Below are 22617 nucleotides of genomic sequence, written 5' to 3'. Positions count from 1 at the left end.
CCCTTCTCCGATTTATTCACTAGTTTCCACCTCTTTTCTTCCTGCCAATACCTGAGGTTAAGAAAGTATTTATGGCAGCAAAAACAGTTATCAATACTAATAATATAATAGCTGTAGCTGACGCTGTTCCAAAAGATTGTAATTTAAAGGCATCCCGATATAAATACATCACAATAGTCATGCCTTCGTCTCTTGTGAAAGCACTAGTTCCTAAAAAGATAGTTGGTTCAGAAAATAACTGCAAAGCCCCTACAGTCGATGTGAATACAGTTAAGATGATAAATGGCTTAAGCATCGGTATGGTAATGTACATAAGCTGCTGAAATTTATTTGCTCCGTCAATCGTTGCAGCTTCATACAAATCATTTGGAATACTTTGAATACCAGCAAGATAAATAATGGTGTTATACCCTACCCATCTCCAAAACACCATAATCGATATGGCAATTTTCGTTCCCCATTCAGAGCTGCTCCAGTTCACAGGATCTAGACCCGCCAAACTTAACACATAGTTGGCTAAAGAAGATTCATGATCACTAAACAACACACTGAAAATAAGAGCTACAGCTACCATGGAAGTAATATACGGCATAAAAATCGTTACTCTAAAGAAGTTCTTAAACTTAAGAAATGCAAGATTCAATAAATAGGCAAAAATGATTCCGAACAGTAATTGTGGGGCGGTACCCATGATTCCCATGACGATTGTATTGTAAACTGATTTCCAAAAAAGAGGATCGGTTAAGACTATTTTAAAATTAGCTAAGCCAACAAATGTCATAGGACTTAATCCGTTCCATTTTTGAAACCCTAAATAAATACTAAATAATGCTGGATATAACCCAATAATAGCAAAAATAATAAAGAAAGGGGCTATATATAAATAGCCTGAAGCCATATCTTTTTTCTGTTCAGACATGTACCTTTTTTTTCTTACCTTTTCCTTATTACTTACAGTATTCATGTACTCACCTCATCCCTATCAAAGGTGGAATTGGAGCTCATTAACCCCTCATCCACCTTCATATCTAGTAATCTTTTTATCTAGCGATTTAATAAATCTTTTGCACGTTTAACTGCCGATGTCCATTCTTTTTCTGGATCTGCTCCTTTAGATTGAACATTCTTCAAGGCATTCAACACTTCCTGATAAAGTGGGAAGTATTTCTCTCCTTTATAAACTGCTCCATTAATGTCTTGGGCAGCTTTTGCAAATACTGGTGCTGTCGATTGTCCTCCAAAGAATTCATCTTCATTGTTTTTGAAGGCATCCATATCATAAACAGCTGGTGCAGATGGGAATAATCCTTTTGTTTGGAATGATTTCAATTGATTGTCTGGAGAGATTAACCATTCTGCGAATTTATAAGCTTCATCAGCATTTTTAGTTTCCTTTGGAATGGAGATAAAAGAACCGCCCCAGTTTGCAGCAAATTCAGTTGGTAAAGTAGCTACTCTCCATTTGCCAACAGCTTCCGGTGCATTACCTTCCATCCAACCTTTTAACCAACCAGCTCCTAATTCTGCTGCAAATTCACCTTTATTCACAGCATTTGCCCACTCCGGTGACCACATTTCAAATTTCCCAACAATTCCAAGCTCATTTAAATGTACAGCGTAATCATATGCTGCTTTAACAGCATTTTCATCTTGCTCTAGTAGTAATTCACCCTCAGGATTAAGGAAGGTTTCTTGAGCTGCGTCTAAGTAAGCTCTGAATGCCATTTCTATACTATCTACGAATGGTTTTCCTGTCTTTTCCTTCACCTTTATACCCGCTTCTTCAAATGCTTTTGGAGTACTGATTAAATTAGTTACTTCTTCAGGTTCAGTTGGTAACCCAGCTGCTTCAAATACATCTGTACGATAGTATAAAGCTTTAGGACCAATATCTGTTGGTAAGCCGATTAAGAAATCCCCAGCATTATTCTCCCCTGTGTTCCATTTCCAATCCAGGTATTGATCTTTAATATCTTTTGCACCAAGATCATAGAGGTTTTCAAATTGGTCTTGTGCTACTTTAAAACGGTCTAATTGATCAATCTCTAACATCGTAATATCTGGAGCTCCGCTTCCAGCCGATAATGCCGTAAATAATGCATCATGATGCTCTGCTGTTTCAGCAGCTCTTACTTTTATTTTCACATTAGGGTTTTCTTCTTCATATACTTTCGCCAAGTCTTCATAACCAGTAGCACCAAAAGTCCAAAAATTTAATGTAACTTGTTCTTGTTTGTCTCCGCCTTTTTCGCTATTAGACGATTCCTTTTCGGTTCCACTACAAGCTGCCAATGAAAATGCAAGAACTGTTGACAAGCCTATTGCACTTAATTTTTTCAAACCTTTCAATTTGATTCCCCCTATTTTTTTGACTAATGTTTTCTTACAGGTTGTAATTCTTCAACAAAAATAATGAAAGTTATTATTTTTGTATCATTCACCTCCCATATTGTTTTCCTCATAAAAACTAAACTTATTTACCATACTTCGGAAACCGGTTTCTAAACTTGATGAAAAAGAGCGATTATTAGAAGGTGAAACCGCTTTCAATTTGAATTATAAAACTAGATTGATATAAAATCAAGAATTTTCTTAATACTTTTAGAAAACGCTTTCCATAACTGAGGACGGATAACACAAAGTCTTAGAAATGCATAACATGTATAAGGAAATGCTTAAATAGCGTTGGAGGGATAAAGTATGGTGAGTTTCCAATCTTTTCATGGGATTGTTACTATGATAAGTGATTTTGCAACAGGGTTAAATGGAGAAGATGGTTGTTATACGTTAATGTCAGTAGACAACGGTAACGGGGCTTTAGTAAATTTTGTAGTATCACCCTCTACTTATTTTGTAGACCAAGAAATGGTAGGGGTTGGAGATTGGGTTACTGGATACTATGATGGAAATGCACCCGTTCCTTTAATCTTTCCACCACAATATCAGGCACTTGTTATAGTAAAAAATAATCCAAATCAATTTGTAAAAGTTGACTTCTTTAACAGCCAGTTTGTTAGTAGCGATGGTCAATTGAGCTTAAATATTTCACCGTATACCCCCATAATTTTGACAAACGGGCAAGCTTTTACAAAAAGTCCAGCAAACCGAAATCTAATTGTAATCTATGGCCCCACCACCCGAAGCATTCCTGCCCAAACCACGCCGTATAAAATTATTGTTTGGTGTTAGAAGGACGAATATAAGTGCCCGGGGTTCTTTGCACCTCACTGATTAGCTATTTTAAGAGACGCTTAGAATCCTTGTATGAACATTTTATGAAGTTGAAAGGCTAGGACAAAACCTTTCTTAGAAATTCAAGAGGCTGTGTTCTCCGCTACAGTGAACGCTTTTCTGGGGACACGGAGCGAGCCTGTAGTATCTCCTACGCGCTTGTCCCCTAGGATTCGCCGCCTTCGCTCAAAACAACTAAAATTCTTTATTCAGGTGAAAACTGTATATAATCTCAGAAATAAAAGAGGACATCTTTAGTTAAATTAATATGGCTATGTTAAAGGTAAAGGTTGATTTAAGACACAAAAAATGAGCTGGGATATTTTCTCCAAGCTCATTTTAATTTGATTTCCTTTTTACTAAGCACCCGTTAGTTCAACAAGAAAAATAGCTACTTTTAATCATTTTTAGTGAAGTTCGCCCATTGTTCAGTAGGTCCTGTGTTATCTATTATGAATAAACTACCGTCTTTCTTATAAAGAAAAATTTCATTACCAGATTCAGCACCATCTCCTAATGCTGTTAAAGTGTTTGTTGAGACTATTTGACTCATATCCACTTCATCTTTTGGAATAATCCTGTTAAAAACATACTTCTCACCATCATAATTTATCCATTGCAGTGGAAGAGGTTCACCGATTATGAGCTCTTCAGTGGTTTCTTTCGCTGTTGAATCGTTGGTGCAACCCGATAAGAAAGCAATAGCTAATAATAAAAAGAAAAAGTATTTTATTCTAATACGCTTTCCCCCCTTTTCATAATAAGTCGTTAATTTCCAATTAAAATTTCATTTGTGTTTATTAAACTAAACTGCCGCTTTAGTTCAATTAGAAAAAAAGCTTTACTCCTTCTTGAAGTAAAGCACCCGTTAGAATAGTCAAAAATTTCTTGCTATATCATTAAGTCTGTGTAAAAAAACACTAATAACTTGTAAGCCATTTTTACGCTGACCGCCTTCTAATGATGTAAAAATATCTCTTCTATATCATTTTCTAGACTTGATAACAGCTTAGATAATTGAGGTAGATCAGGCTCTGGCATTACAACAGTGTTTAACCTTCCTTGTAATTCTTGCAAATCAAATTCTCCATTTTTGAATCTTTTACATATTTCTCTAAGATCATTTATTGTACGCATTAATTTACTCCTATTAATATTTTTAACTTTTCCTCTTATTGAACTAAACTGCGCCGTTAGTTGAGTAAGAATACATGAAATGACCTATTTTTCTACTTCGGTAATGATAGGTATGGAAGTAGAAGCAATGTTCACAATATGGTCAATACAGATCATTCCATAATGTTTAAAGGGTCCTGGATAATCTTTTGATGCAAACGTATGGGATTGAACAAAATCAAGGAAATGTGATTTACTATAAACTCTAAATGCTTTTCCTTCAAATTCCTCGTATTCATCCCATTGAGTAAAGGACTCATTCGTTACAGAGTAGCTTATATAGTTTTCGAAATGAATTTGAATGATAGGTAAACTTTCATCTGTAGTTACAGGATATCCTTCAATCGACACATCTCCAATTACATATTTCTCTTCTGTTTCAATTACTTTGCGCCTTTCAAAAAAGAGTCTAAGGCTGTTTACTTGTAGTTCTGTCTTTCCAATTAAGTCAATGTTTTTTAACTTCATTAAATCTTGATATAACAATTTATCACCTCATTTTGAAACATACTATTCATTGATTTTACATCTTCTTATTGAACTAATCTGCCCGTTAGTCTAAGTGTAACATCTCACAAGGCATATCTGGGATCAACTTAATGTTTTGGACATAAAAATAGACCATCGAAAGGATGGCCATATTTTGCTAAACCAGCTAATAGAATGTCAATATTTTTCTCTAAAATTATTATTAATCTTATGATATACTATTTTATGCATGACAAATAGCCCTCCAAAAACCTTTTGGAAGGTTTTCTCTTAATTACTTGTAACCAGTAATTACGCTATATCTTGGAAAGTTTCTTTGCTATTTAATAAAGCATAAATCCAATGAAGCAGTTTGTTAATACAGGCTACTATCGCCACTTTTGCAGGCTTTCCCTCTGATTTCTTCTTATCATAGAATTCTTTCAGCTTGTTGTTTCTTGAACTTCTGATACCACACAATACGGCAAGATACAAAGCATGGCGTAATCTACTTGAACCTCGTTTTGTAATACGATTGGTTGTGGCAGTAAACTTTCCTGATGAGTGAACACTGGGATCTACTCCTGCAAAGGCAACTAGTTTTTTCGGATGATTAAACCGTTCGATTTCTCCGATCTCAGAGATTATCGTGGCAGCGATCTTTTCTCCGATTCCTGGAATCGATTGGACAATCTTGTAATCTTCTAATTCATTTGCCAAGGTCACTATACGAATTTCCAACTCCGAAAGGTGCCCTTGGTACTGAAAAAGCATTTCAATATACATTTGAAGATTGATCAAGTGACTATGATACACCACTTTTGGAAATGGATTTCGATAGGCAGAATCCATTAGTTTTTTTGCCTTTTCCAATGACCATTGACTAGAACGTCTTGGACAAAACTCCATCACACACTCTGCTAGCTTACTTTCTCCAGCCGTTATTACATCTTCTGAAGTGGGATATTTCTTTAACATCAATAAAGAAACCTTTGAATAAAGATCACCAAAAACCTTGCGGTATTCAGGAAACACTTGATCTAGAATAGTGTGAAACTGTAGCTTAGCCTCCACATACATATTCGTCACAATCTCCTGTTGTCTCGATAGATTTCTAAGATTTAAGAGTTGAATCCCTCTTTTTTTATGAGGTTCAAAATCTTCTTTGTAATAAAGCATACACAACTGATACGCATCAATTGCGTCTGTTTTTACCTTTCTTAAACTAGATCTCTTCGCTTGATAAGAAATAATAGGGTTAAGCAAGATATATAAAACCTCGTTCTCCTCCAAGCATTGAATAACAGGAGAGTGGTAATGGCCTGTAGATTCTAGAATGACTATAGGCATTTGCCCGGTCATCACTTCAATCTCATGTAAGAAGCCTATAAAATGGTCTAAATCCTCTCGTGTATGCTTCATAGAATAACTCTTTCCAAACGGCTTCGATTTATCTAAAAATGCCTGAACTTGGCTCTCTCCTTTTGCCACATCCAGACCAACTACTGGGTTCATTTAACTTCCTCCTCTGACTAACTCACCAGTACCCCTGTTCCTCCTTATAGTGTCATAGCTTCGCTTGTTATACGAGATCTATGTCCCAACCAGCCTCAAACATGTTTCTACAAGTAGGGGGTGGACAGTTTAGCCGACGGGATCATTGTCCCACGCACCCGTACGTCCTACCCTGGCTACTGATATATTAAATCCTATAAAAATAAGGTCAACCAGTAAAAACTGGTTAACCTTATAATACGAAGCACCCGTTAGTTTAAGTACAATATTTCACAATCTAACCTAAACCTCTTCTTTTGTACATTCTGTATATGAGTCGAAATCTTCACAATCCAATATAAGTTCACAACTCTGAGGGTGAACAATAAAAAAGTCTTGTGGTATCCATCATTAAACGACTTAATAAAAAGCTGTTTAAAGTTAAACAAAGAGAAATCTCCTACAACGCTGTTAAGTCAAAATTCTAAGAGGTTATATTTAATTCCAAACTTTATTTGGGAACATTTTTTGAATTTGTTTTGCATGCTTTATAAATTTTTTCTTTATCCCTTAAAATACTGTCCAATGATTTTTGGAATCGTTAGTACTATATCTGTAAAGGTTAATGAATTTTCTAATTTATCAAAAGTATCCATCTTATTGTCATCCAAAGGCCATGACGTCACTGTATCTCCCTGTACTGGTTCAAGATGATTTTGGAACTGGATGCGAATTGATTTAGCTTTTTCAAATTGTGGGCGGTCCATTACTTGAAAATGGATATGTGCCTCTGACGAATTGCCTGAATTCCCACATAGCCCTAATAGTTGGCCTTCTTTAACATGTTCGCCTTCCTTTACTAAAATCGAGCCGTTTTTAAAATGTGCAATCATACTATTTTCCTTGTTTGAATGTTCAATTACTATATAGTTGCCGGCTGGATATTGCTCGTTCATTTTACCAGGTACATTATCTTTAATACCATCTACTACTTCTACAACTTTCCCATTCAACGGAGCAACAATATCTTTGCCGAAAGCAAAATAATTTTCATTGATTAAATTTGTACCCTCATATGTTACCCCGTTTATTACACGTACTAAATCGTAAGCATAGCGTTGGTTTTCATACGCATAATGATAATTATCAAACTCATTTGTACCGCCCCAAAATACGAACCACTCATCACGGATTGGCATTCGATATTGGTTTTTTGTCCGTCTTTTGTCAGAGTCGTAAGTGATAAAAGGTTTCAAATAAAATCCTGTAATTACTTGCCTAGGATCATATGCTAACTGAATCGCTTTTTCTTTATTTTGGTCTATCCAAATAACTTGAGTTGTACCAAACCATTCCTTTTCGGAAAACTTCTCTAATTTTTGTATACCTTGTTTATAAGAATGGCATATATTTTGAAATTCATTTAACCCAAGAAGATTTTGAAAATCTTTTGATGTAGTTTTATAAAGTAATTCAAACTCTTCATTGATAAAATGTGCCCCAAATTTATTTAAGTCTAATTTTGACATATGTATCCTCCAATCTCAGCATTCAAAAATAATCCATTCGTTTATCTTTACGAATACAATGAACTGAAAGTTTCGAAAAATGGAAGAATAGTTTAGTTGTTTTAAAAGTTTCCCAAAGCATTGTTTGATAAGATTTCTTTACTTAGCTTTGTAAATCTGACTATAATCCTTGGTACAATAAACTGCACCGCTAGATGAATAAGAAATCACATTTTACAATATAACCCTCTTCATTGTAATCACTTAGGTATTCTTACATTCTATTTGCATCAAATGGTAAGTTGCTTCTAGTGATGTCCATCCAACGAATTCGATTTGTATTGGTAGTTCAACAAGTCCTGTAATTGCATCCCCAAAATCAAACATTCCACAACGCATATCTGGGATCAACTTAATGTTTTGGGTATAAAAATAGACCATCGAAAGATGGTCATATTTAATTCCTCAAAATTTCACCTAACAGCTTGATTTAGTTTATGTTCTTCGATTAGTTCAATGTTTCTACCGTTAGTGGTGTAACTCTGTAAATAAGAACCGATATTAGCATACATTTCAACATTTTGTAACTCTGCTATAGGTAGCCATTTAACATCTATTTGATTCGAGTCCGGATTTTTTTGGGTAATTTTGGAGTCGTGTGGTTTATTATTTTGCATTCAAACATCATAACTAATGTATGTGTTTTTCCAAACTTTTCAAGATTAAGATGTGGTGTATATTCATAAACAAATGCTAAAGGGCCTACTTCTACATCGATACATGCTTCTTCTTTGGCTTCTCTTTTAACTGCATCAGTAATAGATTCATTTGGTTCTGTTCCACCTGCAGGTAAATCATAGACGATACCTCTTATCGGGTCATTATATACTGTTAATAATATATTATTATTTTCTATGATAATTGCACCTGCTCGTACTCTGATATGAAACTGCATTTAATAACCCCCTAATTTAATTTCAAAAAGTAACATTATAACGATGAAAATGCACTTGATTAATTTAGATAATTCAACGTTAAATAATAAAATCCTTTATTTGTTCTTATTCAACTAAACTGCTACTTTAGTTGAATAAGAACAAGGCTTTACTCCTTCTTGAAGTAAAGCTACCCGTTAGCTTAATAAGAGGGTGAATATATCCTATCTGTATCAGTATCAATTACAAAATCAACTTTAATATGGTTGGAATAAGGTATTTGTTCAAAATTGTGAAGACTGCAAAAGACATTTGTAAGATTACTATTACTTGTCTCTAATGCTAATTCTTTAGCTTTGAGGTACTTTAGCTTTAGTTGCTGTTTTGAACACTTTTTACCCGTAAGTAGAACTTGTTGAAAAAAACCGTCAATTTCAATAATCATAATAATCACGACTGGTTGCTAATCAGTCATATAGCTTAGATTTTTTTATAAATGAATCCTTATTTTATCAGATTTCCTTGTTCAACTAACCTGCGACGTTAATTTAGTGTACCATCTCACAATGTATATCTGAGATCAACTTAATGTTTTGGACATAAAAATAGACCATCGAAAAGATGGCCATATTTTGCTAAAGCACCTCGTTAGTGGAATAAGAAGGCATAGTTATAAATCACTGTTACCAATTTGATAGCTTTATTCTTGTGTCATTTTTATCAGTAATGTATTGGAGGTTTTCAAACCTTTTTATCTTTGCATTATCATAAAATCTTTCAAGTTTTTCATTGTCCTTACAATAAATCGTGACATAAACAGAATCAACAACTAATAATACGAGTTCACAATCACTATTTAAAAAATCTCTATACGTCTCAATTACTGATGGATTTTTCTCTTTTGAGTAGGCTTTTAAGTCCACAAAAATGAGATAATATCTATTATCTTCTAAAAGTTCTTTAAGGGATAAGCCCTCTATCCAGTTTACCTCGTCTGCGAATAGTGGTTTTCCTAATTCATCATCCTCAACTAAATATGATTCCTCGCCTCCACTTAGCCAAATGAATTTAGTAATTTCAAAGGGAGTTAATACCTCCCAAAGAAACCTTCCGTATTCATTGGGAATTTCAAAACTGATTCCTCGTTTCATTTCTTCACCTGCCTTTAATTTATTGAATTAACCTGCACCTTTAGTTCAATAAGAATAAGAGCTGTCTAAGCATCAATGCTCTACAAGTCTAGCACCCGTTAGTTGAAGAAGAACAGAGACGTTTCTTAAAATAATCGTCCGATTGAAAAATCAAAGGTTATTGAAGCTGGCTCGTACTTAATTTTCATACCCCTCTACGTTGAGAGATTATTTATTAACTTAAAAGTAATTCAGAAAAGAATAATCCAAAAAATAAACCTAACATTGAAATAAAAAAGTATAACAACTTCATTTTCATTGTTTCGTCATTGAAAACCATTCCTGAATAGCGATACACCCAATAAAATATTGGTAAAACCACAACAATACAAAAAATACTTTCAAAAGAAAAACTAAGAGTAAATGTGGTGCTGATCGTGGATAGAAGGCCCCCTAGACATCCAGCAACAAAACCGATTGTATAACCACCTAATAAAAAGTGTTTTAATTCAACTTTTCTTTCCAGAACTTTCACCTTCTTAAAACTGTTTTTTTAAACAAAAGATTTTCTCACAAGTTAAACAACATTATTCAACTAACCTGCCCCGTGAGTTCAATAAGAAAAAGCTCCCTTACAGGCAGCCACTTGTTTAACTAAGCACCTCGTTAGTTGATGAACATTAAATTTTTTTAAAGCTCAATGGTTGTGAGAAATGCACAAACAAACATTGAGCTTGGAATAGCAATTACTAATAATAATGTTTTTTTTACATTGGATATTTCGTTAAATCTCATGTAAGTATCAATAAGAAGTAATCCACTCACTAATTTAATTATGTATATCAAAATCATTCTTGAAATATCCATAACATCTAAAGTATTAAATGACCTTTGAAAATATTCACTAGAATAAATACTCGTCATCCCGATTATAGCTATCATTACAAAGAAATACATAAAAATTTTCATATAGGTTTTCATACAATCTCCCACTCTTAATAAAACTTAGTAATAAAACATACGTCATCCCATTTTAATCATTATTATATCGAATACGCTATATAAAAATATTTCCTGTTCCTTATTCAACTAAACTGCACCTTTAGTTTAAGTGTAACATTTCACATTGCATATATGGGATCAACTTAATGTTTTGGACATAAAAATAGACCATCTAAAAAATGGCCATATTTTGCTAAAGTACTTGTTAGTTCAATTTCTACCCCAAAATTTTTCAATTTCATTTGAGGCTTTCCTCGTCTCTGAACCCATATACTTATAAGCATTTTTTAATAGTTTTTTAGAGTCGCCAAGTTGTGCAAGAATAGTAACGCTTAGTAATTCTTTCACTTCATCATCTCCTGAAGTTGCCATCAGTTCAAGATAATCAAATAATTCCTTTATCTTTGGTATATCCTTCTCTTTTCCAATGAGTTCATTAAAATAATTGCTGCATTCACCAAAGAAGACATGATTTAGGATTTCACCATTAAATTCAATATGTTCTTGTAAGTAACGCTTGTACTCTTCAAATTCATCTGTAAAGTGTATTGCTAAGTCTTTATATTCCATTTTTTCTCCTGTTGCTGAACGTCTTTATAACAATTTCTTCAACTAAACTGCACCTTTAGTTCAATAAGAATAAGAGTTGTCTAAGCATCTCTATGTTCTTCAAGTAAAGCACGCATTAGTTGAAAAAGATTTAGTTTTATTAATTTATTCCCAATGTAGTTAAAAATAGATAACCAAACAAAATAGTTAGTAATAATAAGAAAATCACATTTATCAATTTCCAGACTCTGTACTGCAAATATGACATAGCTACTATAATTAAATTCAACCAAAAAGGTGCACTACTTATGGTGGAATGTTCTTTTGGAATACTGGATTCTTTAACACCAATAACTAGTATTAACCCAATAAAGCACACAAAAAATAAAACTCCTGATACTAAACTTGCTTCATTCATTACTTAAAGATTCCTTGCCTGTAATATTACAATAAACGTTCTCTTGAAAATCATATATAAACCTCTTTCTTACCACTATAGAACTCAATTTTAGGCTACTCTCCAAACTATTGAAACAAGTAAAAAAAAAAACAGTTAAATTCTTCAACTAAACTGCACCGTTAGTTTAAGTGTAACATTTCACAATGCATATCTGGGATCAACTTAATGTTCTGTACATAAAAATAGACCATCGAAACGATGGTCAAATTTTAAACATCCGTTAGTTGAATAAGTTCTCCCTAGTATTTTTTAATCACCGAATGCAAATGTTATTTCTGCTTCGCAAACCAGTTCTCCATCGACTGTTGCTATACCTTTGCACTTCCCTATAGGTCCCTTTAATCTTGTAATCTCGATCTCTAGCCTAAGTTGGTCTCCTGGTTTAACTTGCTTTTTGAAACGGCATTTATCTATACCTGCTAAAAGCCCTAATCGTCCTTGGTTCCCTTCTTTTGTTAACATTACAACTGCACTTACTTGAGCTAATGCCTCTACTATTAATACACCTGGCATCACTGGATAGTCCGGAAAATGTCCGTTAAAAAAATTCTCGTTAGCAGTAATATTTTTTATACCAACTGCTCGTTTTCCTTCTTCTAATTCCATAATTCTATCCACTAAAAGAAATGGATAGCGATGTCTAATTACTTCTTTAATTTTTTGAATGTCTAATATCATTAAACTCTTTCCTCCTAATAATACTTTTAACATTTATATTAGCACTTACTACTAATAGTTGATACTATAAATTTCAATATTAATCATTATGTATTAAAAACGACAAAACCGATGTACAGTAACGTAACTGCATCGGTTTTTACGAAAGTATTATTAAACTCCATATATAAATGCTGCTAGTATGATATACATAATTATCATTCCAAAAGCTACTAGCACCCCTAGCCAGCTAGTTCCCCCACGCTTTTCGAGCTCTGCATGAATATTTTCCATACTCGCTGAATTCTGTTCAGTAACTCTTTTTATTTCCTTGTTTGCATGCATTAGATATAAATAATTGCCTAATAGCCCACAAATAACAGATACTGTTATGCCTATCGTGCTATCCATACCAAATTCAAATCCACTAAAAACAATGATTAGGTCGTACAAAAGGAAAATACCAATCACCATGAAAATATAGGAATACATCTTACGATAGCCTAGCCATAAAAAAGAAAGGAAAAAAGCTGCCCAGTTCCAAGTTTGAGCACTCTTCGCCCATTTATTAAAATAATACTCTCTGTTTTTAGCTCCAACATAAGCCCCTAGCAACCTCTCTTCTATCTCTGGGAAATTCTTGTTGACCACCTGTGTACCTCCCCATTATAATTTTAATGTTCATTATATTTTTGAACCATTTCTTTTATACCTATTTTCACCACTTCATAAACACAAAAATCTATTTAAATGTTAATTTCATGAATTTATTTATGAAAAGAATCACAAAATATGAAATCTATATTTTTAAAACTTCTATTTTTCCTGATTAATTTTCTTGTAAGATAAAATTGAAAGTTAAAAGACATGATTTCGTCGAATATATGCACAAAATATTATTAAATGCACAAGATTTTTGTCGAATTATAAGGGAAATAAAAGAGATTATATGAAGGGGTGTAAAGATTGTTATCAGACTTTCGTTCTAAGTTAGACAAGGAGATTGGGCCTCGAAAAATTCTACACATAAAAGAATGTGAAATTTGTGGCTATGATGAGTATTATTTTATCGATCCAGAAACTAATAAACAACTTGGCATGGCTTGTGAGGGTTGTAATTATATAAAACGGTTTGAGTTTAACTCTAAAAACTAATCTAATTGAAGCAGCTAATTAGACTACCAAAATAACTGTTTCTTTTTCTATAAACGATTTTCCTATGATATAATTTTGTCTTAGTCATTGTTCACTTAGAATCTTCGTCAATTCAACTAACAATGCTTCACAATTTTTGTGGTCGGCTTCGTGTAGCCCTTACTTTATCCCCAGACTGTCAATGTCTCTTTACCGCATTAAGCTATCTACTGTTCCCAACCATATACAATATGGCCCACCAAGCTTTTTCATCTTTCTTGTACTAGATACAATTAATAGTTTTTATAAACTTACTTTCCATTTAAATATAAAAAAGCCACAGAATTAATGATTTCTGTGACCTCGTCTTTATTTTCTTTCTAAAAAATTTTAACTGTTCATCCTGAGGAAAGAAATAAAAGCGGAAATCATTACTATATGATTCCATGGTATTTATAAAATTTTGATACTCTTTCATCGCTTAGTAATGGTCGATGGACCTGTAATAAGTTTACGTCACTAAAATTATTTCCCTCAAGTACAGAAAATCCATCATCTGTAATTACAATATCCCAACCAACGTATTTAATATATGGATAGAGAGAGGCTGCATTTAATATACTTTCTTTAATTTCATGCCAATGGGGAACTATCTTTCCCTTAATTTTAGACTTAGTTTCTGGGTGTTCACTATACCATTCTAGTTTTCCGTTTTTAGGATAAGTCACACCTTCGCTTAACTCTCCACTATTCAGATCAATCTCTGCACTTAAACCGCCCTGCGTCCAATTATCAGCAGGAATGGATGTTAAGTTCCCCATTCTTTGAACAGCTATAGGTATAAAAGGTTTGTTAGTGACTGGGTCTATCATAGTTAGGATTCTAATAGTATTAGTAGTCTTTGGATAAAACTCCTTACTGAAATTACTTTGTCCTACGAACTCATTCACTACATAATTGTGCAACTTAGAAATTACTTTTTCTAATTCTTTTTCATCTACTTGTTTTTCATTTAAGTAATATTCTTCTTTGATTTTCTTTAAAACAAAAATCCCATATCCACCGCCATTGCGTATAGGCTTAATAACACAGGCATTATGTTTATCTAAGTAGTTTAAAATTTTTAATGCCGAATCAATTTTTTCCTCATTTTCTAAGCACAAAAACTTTCCTTTTTCAATTAAACTAAAATTTTTAGGAATAGTAATATGTTGCTTGTACATGGATTCGAACACTAACTTTTCATCTAAAATAAAACTATAGGGGCTATTTAAGTATCTAGTATTTAATCGTTGGATATCGGATAAGTACTCTTTCGGATCATTTTTAGTAAAATTATAAATTATCGCAGACTCACTTAAGAAACCTTTTCTAGAAAAATTGATTTTCTTACTAATTCCTTTATTCACAGAGGATTTTAAGTTTTTCTTCATAAAAGTACGATAGATATTAGTTTGACGGTATAGATTAATCGCTTTATTCTTTATCATAAAAGCACATCCACCTTTTTGAATTAAATAAATAGCTGTGTTAATTTCATAGATAGTACACTTGTTCAGTGAAGTACTAATATTTATTACTTGGTTGATTGCGTGACAGATGCACATTAACTTCTTTGACCAGTAATATTCTTCTTTGTTTCTTTATCTAAATTGATGAAACTAAATCAGCAAATTATAATTTCCAATTAGATCTTTATCAAGTATAGAAAAGCAGTCGAATTACTTCGACTGCTCATGATTTTAACTCATAAATTCTTTAATAACTTTACAAACTTGATCGACTTCCGCTTCACTCAAATACGGATGCATCGGTAAGGAAAGTACTGTATCACATAGCTCATTTGTTACGATGAAATCTTCTTCTATATACTCTAAGTTTTCAAATGCTTCTTGTTTGTGCATTGGTTTGACGTAATAGACCATACTTGGGATATTCTCTTCTTTTAGCTTGTTTTGGAGATTATCTCGTTCAGTCTTATTCTTAAGCTTAATCGTGTATTGAGCAAAACTAGAAACATAGCCTTCAGGAATATAAGGAATTTCAACGACATCCTTTAAGCGTTCATTGTAATGACTTGCTACACGATTGACATCTGTAACCTCATGCTTATCAAAGGCTTTTAGTTTGACTTGAAGAATGGCAGCTTGGATAGTATCTAATCTCGAGTTCACACCGATTCTTACATTGTCGTATTTATTACTTCCTTTTCCATGTACTTTTAGAGACTGTAACAACTCTGCTAAATTGTCGTCATCAGTAAAGATAGCTCCTCCATCTCCATAGCCTCCTAATGGTTTAGCTGGAAAGAAGGAAGTAGTTGCCGCATCACCAAAGCTGCAAGCTCTTTTTCCATCAATGCTTCCACCAAAGCCCTGAGCACCATCTTCCAAAACTAAAAGATTATACTTTTGAGCAATTTTTAAGATCTCTGGATAATTAGCTGGAAGTCCAAATAGATCTACAGGAATGATAACCTTTGGAGATAGTTTTCCTTCTTCCATTGTTTTAATGATTGCCTGTTCTAGTTTTTTCGTATCAATATTAAAGGTGTTTCTATCTACATCAACAAAAATGGGAGTAGCTCCAACAAATGAAACTACTTCACCTGTTGAAAAGAAAGTAAAATCAGGTAAAAATACTGCATCTCCCTCTTTAATACCCCAGGCCATTAAAACAAGAGATAATGCCTCTGTTCCATTAGCACATGTAATAGTATGTTTGGCTCCTGTATACTTTGATAATTGTAGTTCTAGTTCTTTTACTTCATTGCCACCTATAAAGTTTGCATTACTAATCACTTTCTGAATTGCTGTATCAATTTCATCTTTATATGTTTGATATTGAGTTTTTAAATCTCTAAATTCCATGATAGCCCAGCTTTCTATTCTTAATAGTCGTTACTTTAGTGAATTTGGTAGGGATTATTTTATCATCATAAAATATCCTTAGTCATCTGGCTAGTTAAAACTACAGGCGACAAATCCAGCGGGGTTGCTTATCACTCCACACACTTAAAATTGGTCGCCTAAATATTCAACTATATTTTATTTACCCTCTGTTAGAACCCCGTTAGAAAGATTATACTCTCTTTCACATTCGCTACATTTTAACTCATTTTTCAGTACATGCCCACATTCACAAACCCAACCTTTTTGTTTGGCAGGTATTCCTGTCATTAAAGCATAATCAGGGACATCTTTGGTTACTACCGCTCCTGAAGCAATCATTGCCCAACGACCAATCGTATTACCACACACGATAGTTGCATTTGCCCCAATCGAAGCACCGTATTTAACTAACGTTCTTTTGTATCCTTCTGCTCCCTTAGGATACTTACTTCTAGGAGTCAAATCATTTGTAAAAACCATCGATGGTCCGCAAAATACGTAATCCTCTAACTCTACACCCTCGTAAATGGAAACATTATTTTGGATCTTCACTCCATTACCTATTTGGACATTGTTAGAAATATTGACGTTTTGACCTAAAGAACATTTTTCACCAATTTTTGCGCCTTTTTGAATATGACTAAAATGCCAAATTTTTGTGTCCTCACCGATTATAACACCTTCGTCTACGTAACTACTCGGATGTACATAGAAATTCATGTTCAGGCCTCCATATCGTAAATACAGTTATCTTTTAAAATTGAATCATTTTCATAATTCCTGTTTTTATGAAAAACACGAACAATCAAGAAGGCACTATGATATATACATGCTTTTCTTCTTATAATATAATTGACGTTCTTGTCGGCCGCTTTCGGCGGAGTGATCGATAAGCCATCACCGCGCGCGTTGTGATGGCTTATCTGGCTCACTCATCTCCCCAGAGTCGCCGCCCAATCAACAAAGAAGAGATGTTCGTGTTTAATTGGTAAACTGCTATTTATGAAATAAAATTAACTATAATAATTCTACATTTTCTCTATTAGTGATAGATTTCATAGCATTCTTCGTATCAAAAATCACTCTAGAATGTTTTTGAACAAAGTCATAGTCTACAGTTGTGTGAGCTGTTGTTATGATTACTAGATCTGCATTACCTAGTAATTCAGCAGTTAACTCAGGTTCACCTTTTTTCACTTCACCATTTTCGCGATATTCAGGAACAAATGGGTCAAAGTAAACTACGTCTGCTCCTTCTTTCTCTAACTCCTCAATTACTCGAATAGCCGGACTTTCTCTAAAATCTTCAATATCTTGCTTATAAGCAACACCTAGCACTAAAATTCTAGATCCATTCATAGGTTTTCTATCTCTGTTCAAGATTTTACTTGCTCTTTCTGCACAATACTCAGGCATACGATCATTAACCATCATCGAAGATTCAATCATTGATGTGTGGAAACCAAATTCACGAGCTTTCCATGACAAATAGTATGGGTCAAGAGGGATACAATGACCACCTAACCCTGGACCTGGATAAAACGCTTGGAAACCATAAGGCTTAGATTTAGCTGCATCAATAACTTCCCATAGATTAATCCCCATTTTATTACTTAACATCGCAAGCTCATTTATAAGCCCAATGTTAACATTTCTATATGTATTTTCAAGAATTTTTTCCATTTCTGCAATTGCCGGAGAGGAAACAGTAATTACTTCTCCTTTTAAAACTGCACGATACATTTCTGCAATAACCTCTGTAGCTTCTTCTCCAATTGCACCAACTACTTTCGGTGTATTGTTTGTTTTGTAAACTAAATTACCTGGGTCTACACGCTCTGGAGAGAATCCTAAGTAAAAATCAGTTCCACAAACTAAGTCAGAACCATTTTCTAAAATTGGTTTAATTAATTCCTCTGTTGTTCCAGGGTAAGTTGTTGACTCAAGGACAACCATCGTTTCTTTTGTAAGATACTTAGCTATTTCTTTTGAAGAGCTTTCCAGATAGCTTACGTCTGGTTGTTGATATTCGTCTAAAGGAGTTGGAACGCAAATAGCAATGAAATCGACATCTTTTATATGACTAAAATCGGTGGTAGCTGATAGCAAGCCAGATTCAACTATACTAGATAATTCTGTCTCAACTACATCTCCAATATAATTTTGTCCTTTATTGACCATATCCACTTTTTCTTGTTGAACATCAAAGCCTATTGTTTTAAAGCCCGCCTTCGCTTTTTCAACAGCTAATGGAAGTCCAACATATCCTAGCCCTATTACACCTACTGTAATTTGTTTGTTTTCAATCTTGTCTAATAATTTTCTTTTCATCTTCTATGTCCTACTTTCTTCTAACGTTTTTTATTTGTTTATGTAAATTTATTTAGTACCAATTTTGGAAGTCCTTTAGGTTGGACTTAACCACCTTTGGAACTTTTAACTGTTTTGCTTCTTCGATAATTAAGCATAAAAACACTTAACTGCATAATTAGCTTAAAAACTGCTGCTACAAGAACACCAAATGTAAATCCTTTCAATCCACCTATCTTGTAAAAATAATAGGCTGCCGAAACGTAAACGACTAAATGAAGTCCGCTCATGTAAATTTGCCAGCTAATTTTGTTAAAACGAAGATTGAATGGCTGAACTACTGTAGATAGCACACTTATAATAGCAGTAGCTGTAGTAATATAAACCAACTCTAGCGACTCTTTTGCCCAGTCGTTATAGAAAAAACCTAAGAAGTATGGGCTTATCCAAACAGTTGCAAGATAGCCGACTGCACCTAATACACAAGAGATGCTAAACATTTTTATTACTTTTTTCAAACTAATATTATCTACCTTAACTAAATAGCTTAAAATGACAGAGTTAACTGGGTTAATCATCATCGAAATAATTTTCCCCAGAATAGTGGAGCTATAATAAATAGCTACACTAACAGGTCCTAGCAAAGGAAGTAAGATTAATTTGTCAGCATATGAAAGAACATTTTTCAATAGATTGGCTATATACAATAATACACCTTTTGAAGCAGTGTCCTTATATAGAGCAGATAATTTAAACTTTTCCTTATGTAAGCTTGTGTGACGAAAAATATAGATCAAGCTAAATAGCAGTCCGGTGAAATAGATAATCTGCCAGCTTTCAAAATATAAAAATATGATGGAACCTATTAGGTAACCGACACTCATATAGATATTATTTAAAAGAATCCCTTTATAATTCAAAACTAATCGGAAAGTTACTACTAAATACTCCTTCCAGATTGATGCAACAGTTATCAGACTTAATAATAGATAATCCAGAAGGGTTAAACTGGAGTCTATGTAGAAGGAAATAGCAATAATTAGAAGAATACTTACAAAAGAAGAACCTACCAGTAAAGGATTAAAATCTCCTTCTTCGTTTTTTTCCTTGTATTCATTATCCTTCAATAAACGTATATTGTTCAATACATTACCTAATGGAAAACTCACAACCGTAAACACACTGATTAGTGTTATTATTAGCCCGTATTCTTCTCCTCCTAAAGCTTTTGCGATTAGAGGATAGGATACAAGCTGTAGGATAAGTAATGGTAGAGCAGCTGATATAATATTTAATAGGGAATCCACGAGAAATTTCTTGTTTTTCATGTTAATCTCTCACCGTTTTCTAAATTTAGTTTGATAAGTAAACCTAATAAAATCCAAAACTTAATATCCGTAATATAGGAACTACTTATCATTAAATGGACAAACCCTAAACCAATCCAAATGATTATTAAAAAATAGTTATTTAGATTTTTTGTTAATAGACTTCTTACTAATAAAAACAAGATGATAAGGATTGCTATACCTCCAGCTATTACACCAAAGTTAACAACCATCTCGAGAAAGAAATTATGTGCATATCCTCCCTCTTTACCAATAATTCGCCGATCCGCCCCTAGTCCGAGTCCTAGGAAGGGGTTGTTCATAACAGCCTTTATTAGATTTTCATATATGTAATCTCTACCGCTTAGATGTACTTCACCGCTCAAAAATAGTTTTATGCTTCTACTATTAATGTCGTATTTATTTAATATTTCATATAGCATATTAAATAATTTATCTAAATTGAGGCTTAAGAAAACTAGACTGACCACTACTAAAAGGTTATAAAAGACTTTAGAATAGGAAATCTGAAAGATCAAACGAATCATTTTTAACGCAATAAATACAACAATACATAATAGCGCCCCCCTTGAACCAAGGGCTAGAATAACAAAAATAGATATTAAAGAAAAAAGAAGAGCCTTGTTGGAATATTTATCTATCAGACTATCTAAAAATAGAATTGCTGGCAGTAGCATATAATAGGAAAGAGCCATACTATATGAACCGGCAGTTGCATTTCCAGAAACTATTATGAGACCCAATAATGCTCCAAAAAAGAATACTATATAGCTTGACTTGATCATCACTTTCTTAAAAATCTCAAAATCTCTTAAGCTCATCGTATATATAAACGCCGGCAAGCACATTCCAAATAACGGGAATATTAACTGCTTTAAATAGAAATGATTTTGAGGGAAAAATAAATAATTTAAAAGAAAGATGAGAATAGCTACAAAATATACTCCTATAAATTTCCCTAAGCTTCTTTTTAGCACTGCAGGTAAGGCATACAAAAACAATACACCTACTAGTACTTTCGATATCAGTTGTACTCCTGAGCCCACTGCAGTCCCAATAAGATTAAAATAAATCAGAAGAAAATATTGTATAGTAAGAACTATAAAGGATGCCATTATTGCTATGCTTATTTTTTGATCATCTGATTTATTTTTCACCATAAATTATTCACATTCCTCTTATCTTTTGGATTCATTCTGCAATGCTCTAGCGTATACATCATCATATTGAGTCAGCAATCTATCCCAATTAAAATTGTCTACTAGCGCCAAGCAATTTTTTGATATATCCTCATAATTTTTCATAATGTCTATTATTCGGTCCGCTATCATAGTAGGATCAAGAGAATCAACATGATATCCAACTTTCCCCTCTTCAAATTGACCATCAAATCCTTGTCCCTTTGAGTAAATCAGTGGCAAACCTTGACTCATGGCTTCTGGATATACGAGTCCAAAAGTTTCTGTTAAAGATGGCATAACAAAAATATCATGAGAACGATATATTTCTAAAAGACTCTCTTTTGGCTGAGGCTTTAAATAATTTACGAAAGAAAACTTCATCAGCTCTTCATAAACTTGTTCATTGCTTATCTTCCCCACAACAGTGAACTTAACTTTGTAGCCCCTACCCTGTAACATCTCAAGCGCTCTAGCAGAGGTCAGTATATTCTTGTTATTGTTTACTGCTCCTATAAAAATTATATTAATACTTTTAGGCTGAGATAGTGTTTTAGGATTTCCTAAATTATTGAACCAAAATTCATCAATCCCGTTAGGAATAATGATAGACTTTTCTAGGATTTCTTTTTTGTCTTTCTCAGCAACATAAGTTTCTACAACAATATTTTTATAAGAATCGGAAAGAAAAATAATAGACTCTGCTTCCTTTAATATTTCAATACCCAAACTACGTAAAAAAACTCTTCGCTTAAAAAATTGATTTACGTCTGTATTTCTTACAGCTACTACATAAGGGATGCCAAATTTTTTCTTTGTCTGCAAAGCAATATAACCATTAGAAAAGAGAGTATGTGCATGCACTAGTGAATAATCCTGCACATTGAAATTTTTTACTAAATCCTTATAAATTTTTTTATGCTTCACATAAAACAAATAACGATCAAATTTATAATGATTTTTTCTAACGGTTGTATATTCCCCTAACTGTAAATGAGATAAGTCCGTAGTAAAAGGGGTTGGGACATAAACATCAATAGGGATGCCATTTCTTACTTGGCGATCGTATATATTTTTATATAGCATTCCGCCTCCGTAATATGAATTTATATGTAAAACCTTCATATTTACTCCACCCCATTGGT

Annotated in this window: 22 protein-coding genes; 1 reads left to right on the top strand and 21 read right to left on the bottom strand. The window is 33.4% G+C overall.

Features of this window, described 5'->3' with window-relative positions:
• Window positions 1-19 precede the first annotated feature (19 nt).
• Both MHB55_RS04400 and MHB55_RS04395 read right to left on the bottom strand, forming a co-directional pair.
• Complete coding sequence (locus MHB55_RS04400) at window positions 20-964, bottom strand: carbohydrate ABC transporter permease (RefSeq protein ID WP_154311389.1); 945 nt, start codon at window positions 962-964, stop codon at window positions 20-22.
• Window positions 965-1044: 80 nt separating this feature from the next.
• On the bottom strand, window positions 1045-2349 hold the full coding sequence (locus MHB55_RS04395) for an ABC transporter substrate-binding protein (protein WP_340862689.1): 1305 nt from the start codon (window positions 2347-2349) through the stop codon (window positions 1045-1047).
• Window positions 2350-2700: 351 nt separating this feature from the next.
• Here MHB55_RS04395 and MHB55_RS04390 point away from each other — a divergent pair, with 351 nt between their 5' ends.
• Window positions 2701-3189 (top strand): hypothetical protein, encoded by a 489-nt coding sequence (locus MHB55_RS04390; protein ID WP_144537252.1) that lies wholly within the window; start codon window positions 2701-2703, stop codon window positions 3187-3189.
• A gap of 439 nt (window positions 3190-3628) precedes the next feature.
• Here MHB55_RS04390 and MHB55_RS04385 read toward each other — a convergent pair whose 3' ends face one another.
• From MHB55_RS04385 to MHB55_RS04295, 19 genes are all read right to left on the bottom strand, one after another.
• Window positions 3629-3784, bottom strand: coding sequence for a hypothetical protein (locus MHB55_RS04385; protein ID WP_154311391.1), 156 nt, complete (start codon window positions 3782-3784; stop codon window positions 3629-3631).
• 668 nt (window positions 3785-4452) lie between these two features.
• A complete protein-coding gene (locus MHB55_RS04380) occupies window positions 4453-4893 on the bottom strand; it encodes a hypothetical protein (protein ID WP_340862688.1) in 441 nt (146 codons plus the stop codon).
• Window positions 4894-5187: 294 nt separating this feature from the next.
• The gene (locus tag MHB55_RS04375) at window positions 5188-6390 is read right to left on the bottom strand and encodes an IS110 family transposase (protein WP_340862687.1); all 1203 of its coding nucleotides are present in this window, start codon (window positions 6388-6390) and stop codon (window positions 5188-5190) included.
• Between the two features lie 542 nt (window positions 6391-6932).
• Complete coding sequence (locus MHB55_RS04370; protein WP_340862686.1) at window positions 6933-7898, bottom strand: M23 family metallopeptidase; 966 nt, start codon at window positions 7896-7898, stop codon at window positions 6933-6935.
• A gap of 243 nt (window positions 7899-8141) precedes the next feature.
• Complete coding sequence (locus MHB55_RS04365) at window positions 8142-8276, bottom strand: hypothetical protein (RefSeq protein ID WP_340862685.1); 135 nt, start codon at window positions 8274-8276, stop codon at window positions 8142-8144.
• 214 nt (window positions 8277-8490) lie between these two features.
• Entirely contained in the window at window positions 8491-8832 is a 342-nt protein-coding gene (locus MHB55_RS04360) for an NUDIX domain-containing protein (RefSeq protein WP_340862684.1), read from the bottom strand.
• 663 nt (window positions 8833-9495) lie between these two features.
• Window positions 9496-9963, bottom strand: coding sequence for a DUF2691 family protein (locus MHB55_RS04355; protein ID WP_144542059.1), 468 nt, complete (start codon window positions 9961-9963; stop codon window positions 9496-9498).
• A gap of 669 nt (window positions 9964-10632) precedes the next feature.
• Window positions 10633-10923 carry a hypothetical protein gene (locus tag MHB55_RS04350; protein WP_144540337.1) on the bottom strand — a complete coding sequence of 97 codons (291 nt, stop codon included), beginning with the start codon at window positions 10921-10923 and terminating at the stop codon, window positions 10633-10635.
• A 231-nt stretch (window positions 10924-11154) separates the two neighbouring features.
• On the bottom strand, window positions 11155-11514 hold the full coding sequence (locus MHB55_RS04345; RefSeq protein WP_144540339.1) for a DUF7674 family protein: 360 nt from the start codon (window positions 11512-11514) through the stop codon (window positions 11155-11157).
• A gap of 139 nt (window positions 11515-11653) precedes the next feature.
• A complete protein-coding gene (locus MHB55_RS04340; RefSeq protein WP_340862683.1) occupies window positions 11654-11911 on the bottom strand; it encodes a hypothetical protein in 258 nt (85 codons plus the stop codon).
• A gap of 291 nt (window positions 11912-12202) precedes the next feature.
• On the bottom strand, window positions 12203-12628 hold the full coding sequence (gene fabZ, locus MHB55_RS04335) for a 3-hydroxyacyl-ACP dehydratase FabZ (RefSeq protein WP_144540566.1): 426 nt from the start codon (window positions 12626-12628) through the stop codon (window positions 12203-12205).
• A gap of 156 nt (window positions 12629-12784) precedes the next feature.
• Entirely contained in the window at window positions 12785-13261 is a 477-nt protein-coding gene (locus MHB55_RS04330; protein WP_191696609.1) for a DUF2628 domain-containing protein, read from the bottom strand.
• A 917-nt stretch (window positions 13262-14178) separates the two neighbouring features.
• Complete coding sequence (locus MHB55_RS04325) at window positions 14179-15234, bottom strand: sugar-transfer associated ATP-grasp domain-containing protein (RefSeq protein WP_340862682.1); 1056 nt, start codon at window positions 15232-15234, stop codon at window positions 14179-14181.
• Window positions 15235-15486: 252 nt separating this feature from the next.
• Complete coding sequence (locus tag MHB55_RS04320) at window positions 15487-16614, bottom strand: DegT/DnrJ/EryC1/StrS family aminotransferase (RefSeq protein WP_144540347.1); 1128 nt, start codon at window positions 16612-16614, stop codon at window positions 15487-15489.
• Window positions 16615-16791: 177 nt separating this feature from the next.
• Entirely contained in the window at window positions 16792-17355 is a 564-nt protein-coding gene (locus tag MHB55_RS04315; protein WP_340862681.1) for an acyltransferase, read from the bottom strand.
• Window positions 17356-17652: 297 nt separating this feature from the next.
• Entirely contained in the window at window positions 17653-18966 is a 1314-nt protein-coding gene (locus MHB55_RS04310) for a nucleotide sugar dehydrogenase (protein WP_340862680.1), read from the bottom strand.
• A gap of 86 nt (window positions 18967-19052) precedes the next feature.
• Window positions 19053-20273 carry a lipopolysaccharide biosynthesis protein gene (locus tag MHB55_RS04305; protein ID WP_154311396.1) on the bottom strand — a complete coding sequence of 407 codons (1221 nt, stop codon included), beginning with the start codon at window positions 20271-20273 and terminating at the stop codon, window positions 19053-19055.
• Window positions 20270-21454, bottom strand: coding sequence for an O-antigen ligase family protein (locus MHB55_RS04300; protein WP_340862679.1), 1185 nt, complete (start codon window positions 21452-21454; stop codon window positions 20270-20272). The genes MHB55_RS04305 and MHB55_RS04300 overlap by 4 nt, the downstream gene beginning before the upstream one ends.
• Before the next feature lie 18 nt (window positions 21455-21472).
• Window positions 21473-22597, bottom strand: coding sequence for a glycosyltransferase family 4 protein (locus MHB55_RS04295; protein WP_340862678.1), 1125 nt, complete (start codon window positions 22595-22597; stop codon window positions 21473-21475).
• Between the last annotated feature and the right edge of the window lie 20 nt (window positions 22598-22617).

The sequence above is a fragment of the Psychrobacillus sp. FSL K6-1267 genome (assembly GCF_038003265.1).
GTDB classification, from domain to species: domain Bacteria; phylum Bacillota; class Bacilli; order Bacillales_A; family Planococcaceae; genus Psychrobacillus; species Psychrobacillus faecigallinarum.
This window is presented reverse-complemented; position numbering and strand designations above follow the sequence as displayed.

Bases quoted from the DNA above. Each gene is read 5' to 3' on its own strand.
- MHB55_RS04375 (WP_340862687.1), bottom strand. From the start codon at position 6,390: ATGAACCCAGTAGTTGGTCTGGATGTGGCAAAAGGAGAGAGCCAAGTT.
- MHB55_RS04340 (WP_340862683.1), bottom strand. From the start codon at position 11,911: ATGAATGAAGCAAGTTTAGTATCAGGAGTTTTATTTTTTGTGTGCTTT.
- MHB55_RS04360 (WP_340862684.1), bottom strand. From the start codon at position 8,832: ATGCAGTTTCATATCAGAGTACGAGCAGGTGCAATTATCATAGAAAAT.
- MHB55_RS04345 (WP_144540339.1), bottom strand. From the start codon at position 11,514: ATGGAATATAAAGACTTAGCAATACACTTTACAGATGAATTTGAAGAG.
- MHB55_RS04385 (WP_154311391.1), bottom strand. From the start codon at position 3,784: ATGAGTCAAATAGTCTCAACAAACACTTTAACAGCATTAGGAGATGGT.
- MHB55_RS04350 (WP_144540337.1), bottom strand. From the start codon at position 10,923: ATGAAAACCTATATGAAAATTTTTATGTATTTCTTTGTAATGATAGCT.
- MHB55_RS04400 (WP_154311389.1), bottom strand. From the start codon at position 964: ATGAATACTGTAAGTAATAAGGAAAAGGTAAGAAAAAAAAGGTACATG.
- MHB55_RS04295 (WP_340862678.1), bottom strand. From the start codon at position 22,597: ATGAAGGTTTTACATATAAATTCATATTACGGAGGCGGAATGCTATAT.
- MHB55_RS04300 (WP_340862679.1), bottom strand. From the start codon at position 21,454: ATGGTGAAAAATAAATCAGATGATCAAAAAATAAGCATAGCAATAATG.
- MHB55_RS04305 (WP_154311396.1), bottom strand. From the start codon at position 20,273: ATGAAAAACAAGAAATTTCTCGTGGATTCCCTATTAAATATTATATCA.
- MHB55_RS04325 (WP_340862682.1), bottom strand. From the start codon at position 15,234: ATGATAAAGAATAAAGCGATTAATCTATACCGTCAAACTAATATCTAT.
- MHB55_RS04315 (WP_340862681.1), bottom strand. From the start codon at position 17,355: ATGAATTTCTATGTACATCCGAGTAGTTACGTAGACGAAGGTGTTATA.
- MHB55_RS04320 (WP_144540347.1), bottom strand. From the start codon at position 16,614: ATGGAATTTAGAGATTTAAAAACTCAATATCAAACATATAAAGATGAA.
- MHB55_RS04355 (WP_144542059.1), bottom strand. From the start codon at position 9,963: ATGAAACGAGGAATCAGTTTTGAAATTCCCAATGAATACGGAAGGTTT.
- MHB55_RS04370 (WP_340862686.1), bottom strand. From the start codon at position 7,898: ATGTCAAAATTAGACTTAAATAAATTTGGGGCACATTTTATCAATGAA.
- MHB55_RS04390 (WP_144537252.1), top strand. From the start codon at position 2,701: ATGGTGAGTTTCCAATCTTTTCATGGGATTGTTACTATGATAAGTGAT.
- MHB55_RS04365 (WP_340862685.1), bottom strand. From the start codon at position 8,276: ATGCGTTGTGGAATGTTTGATTTTGGGGATGCAATTACAGGACTTGTT.
- MHB55_RS04310 (WP_340862680.1), bottom strand. From the start codon at position 18,966: ATGAAAAGAAAATTATTAGACAAGATTGAAAACAAACAAATTACAGTA.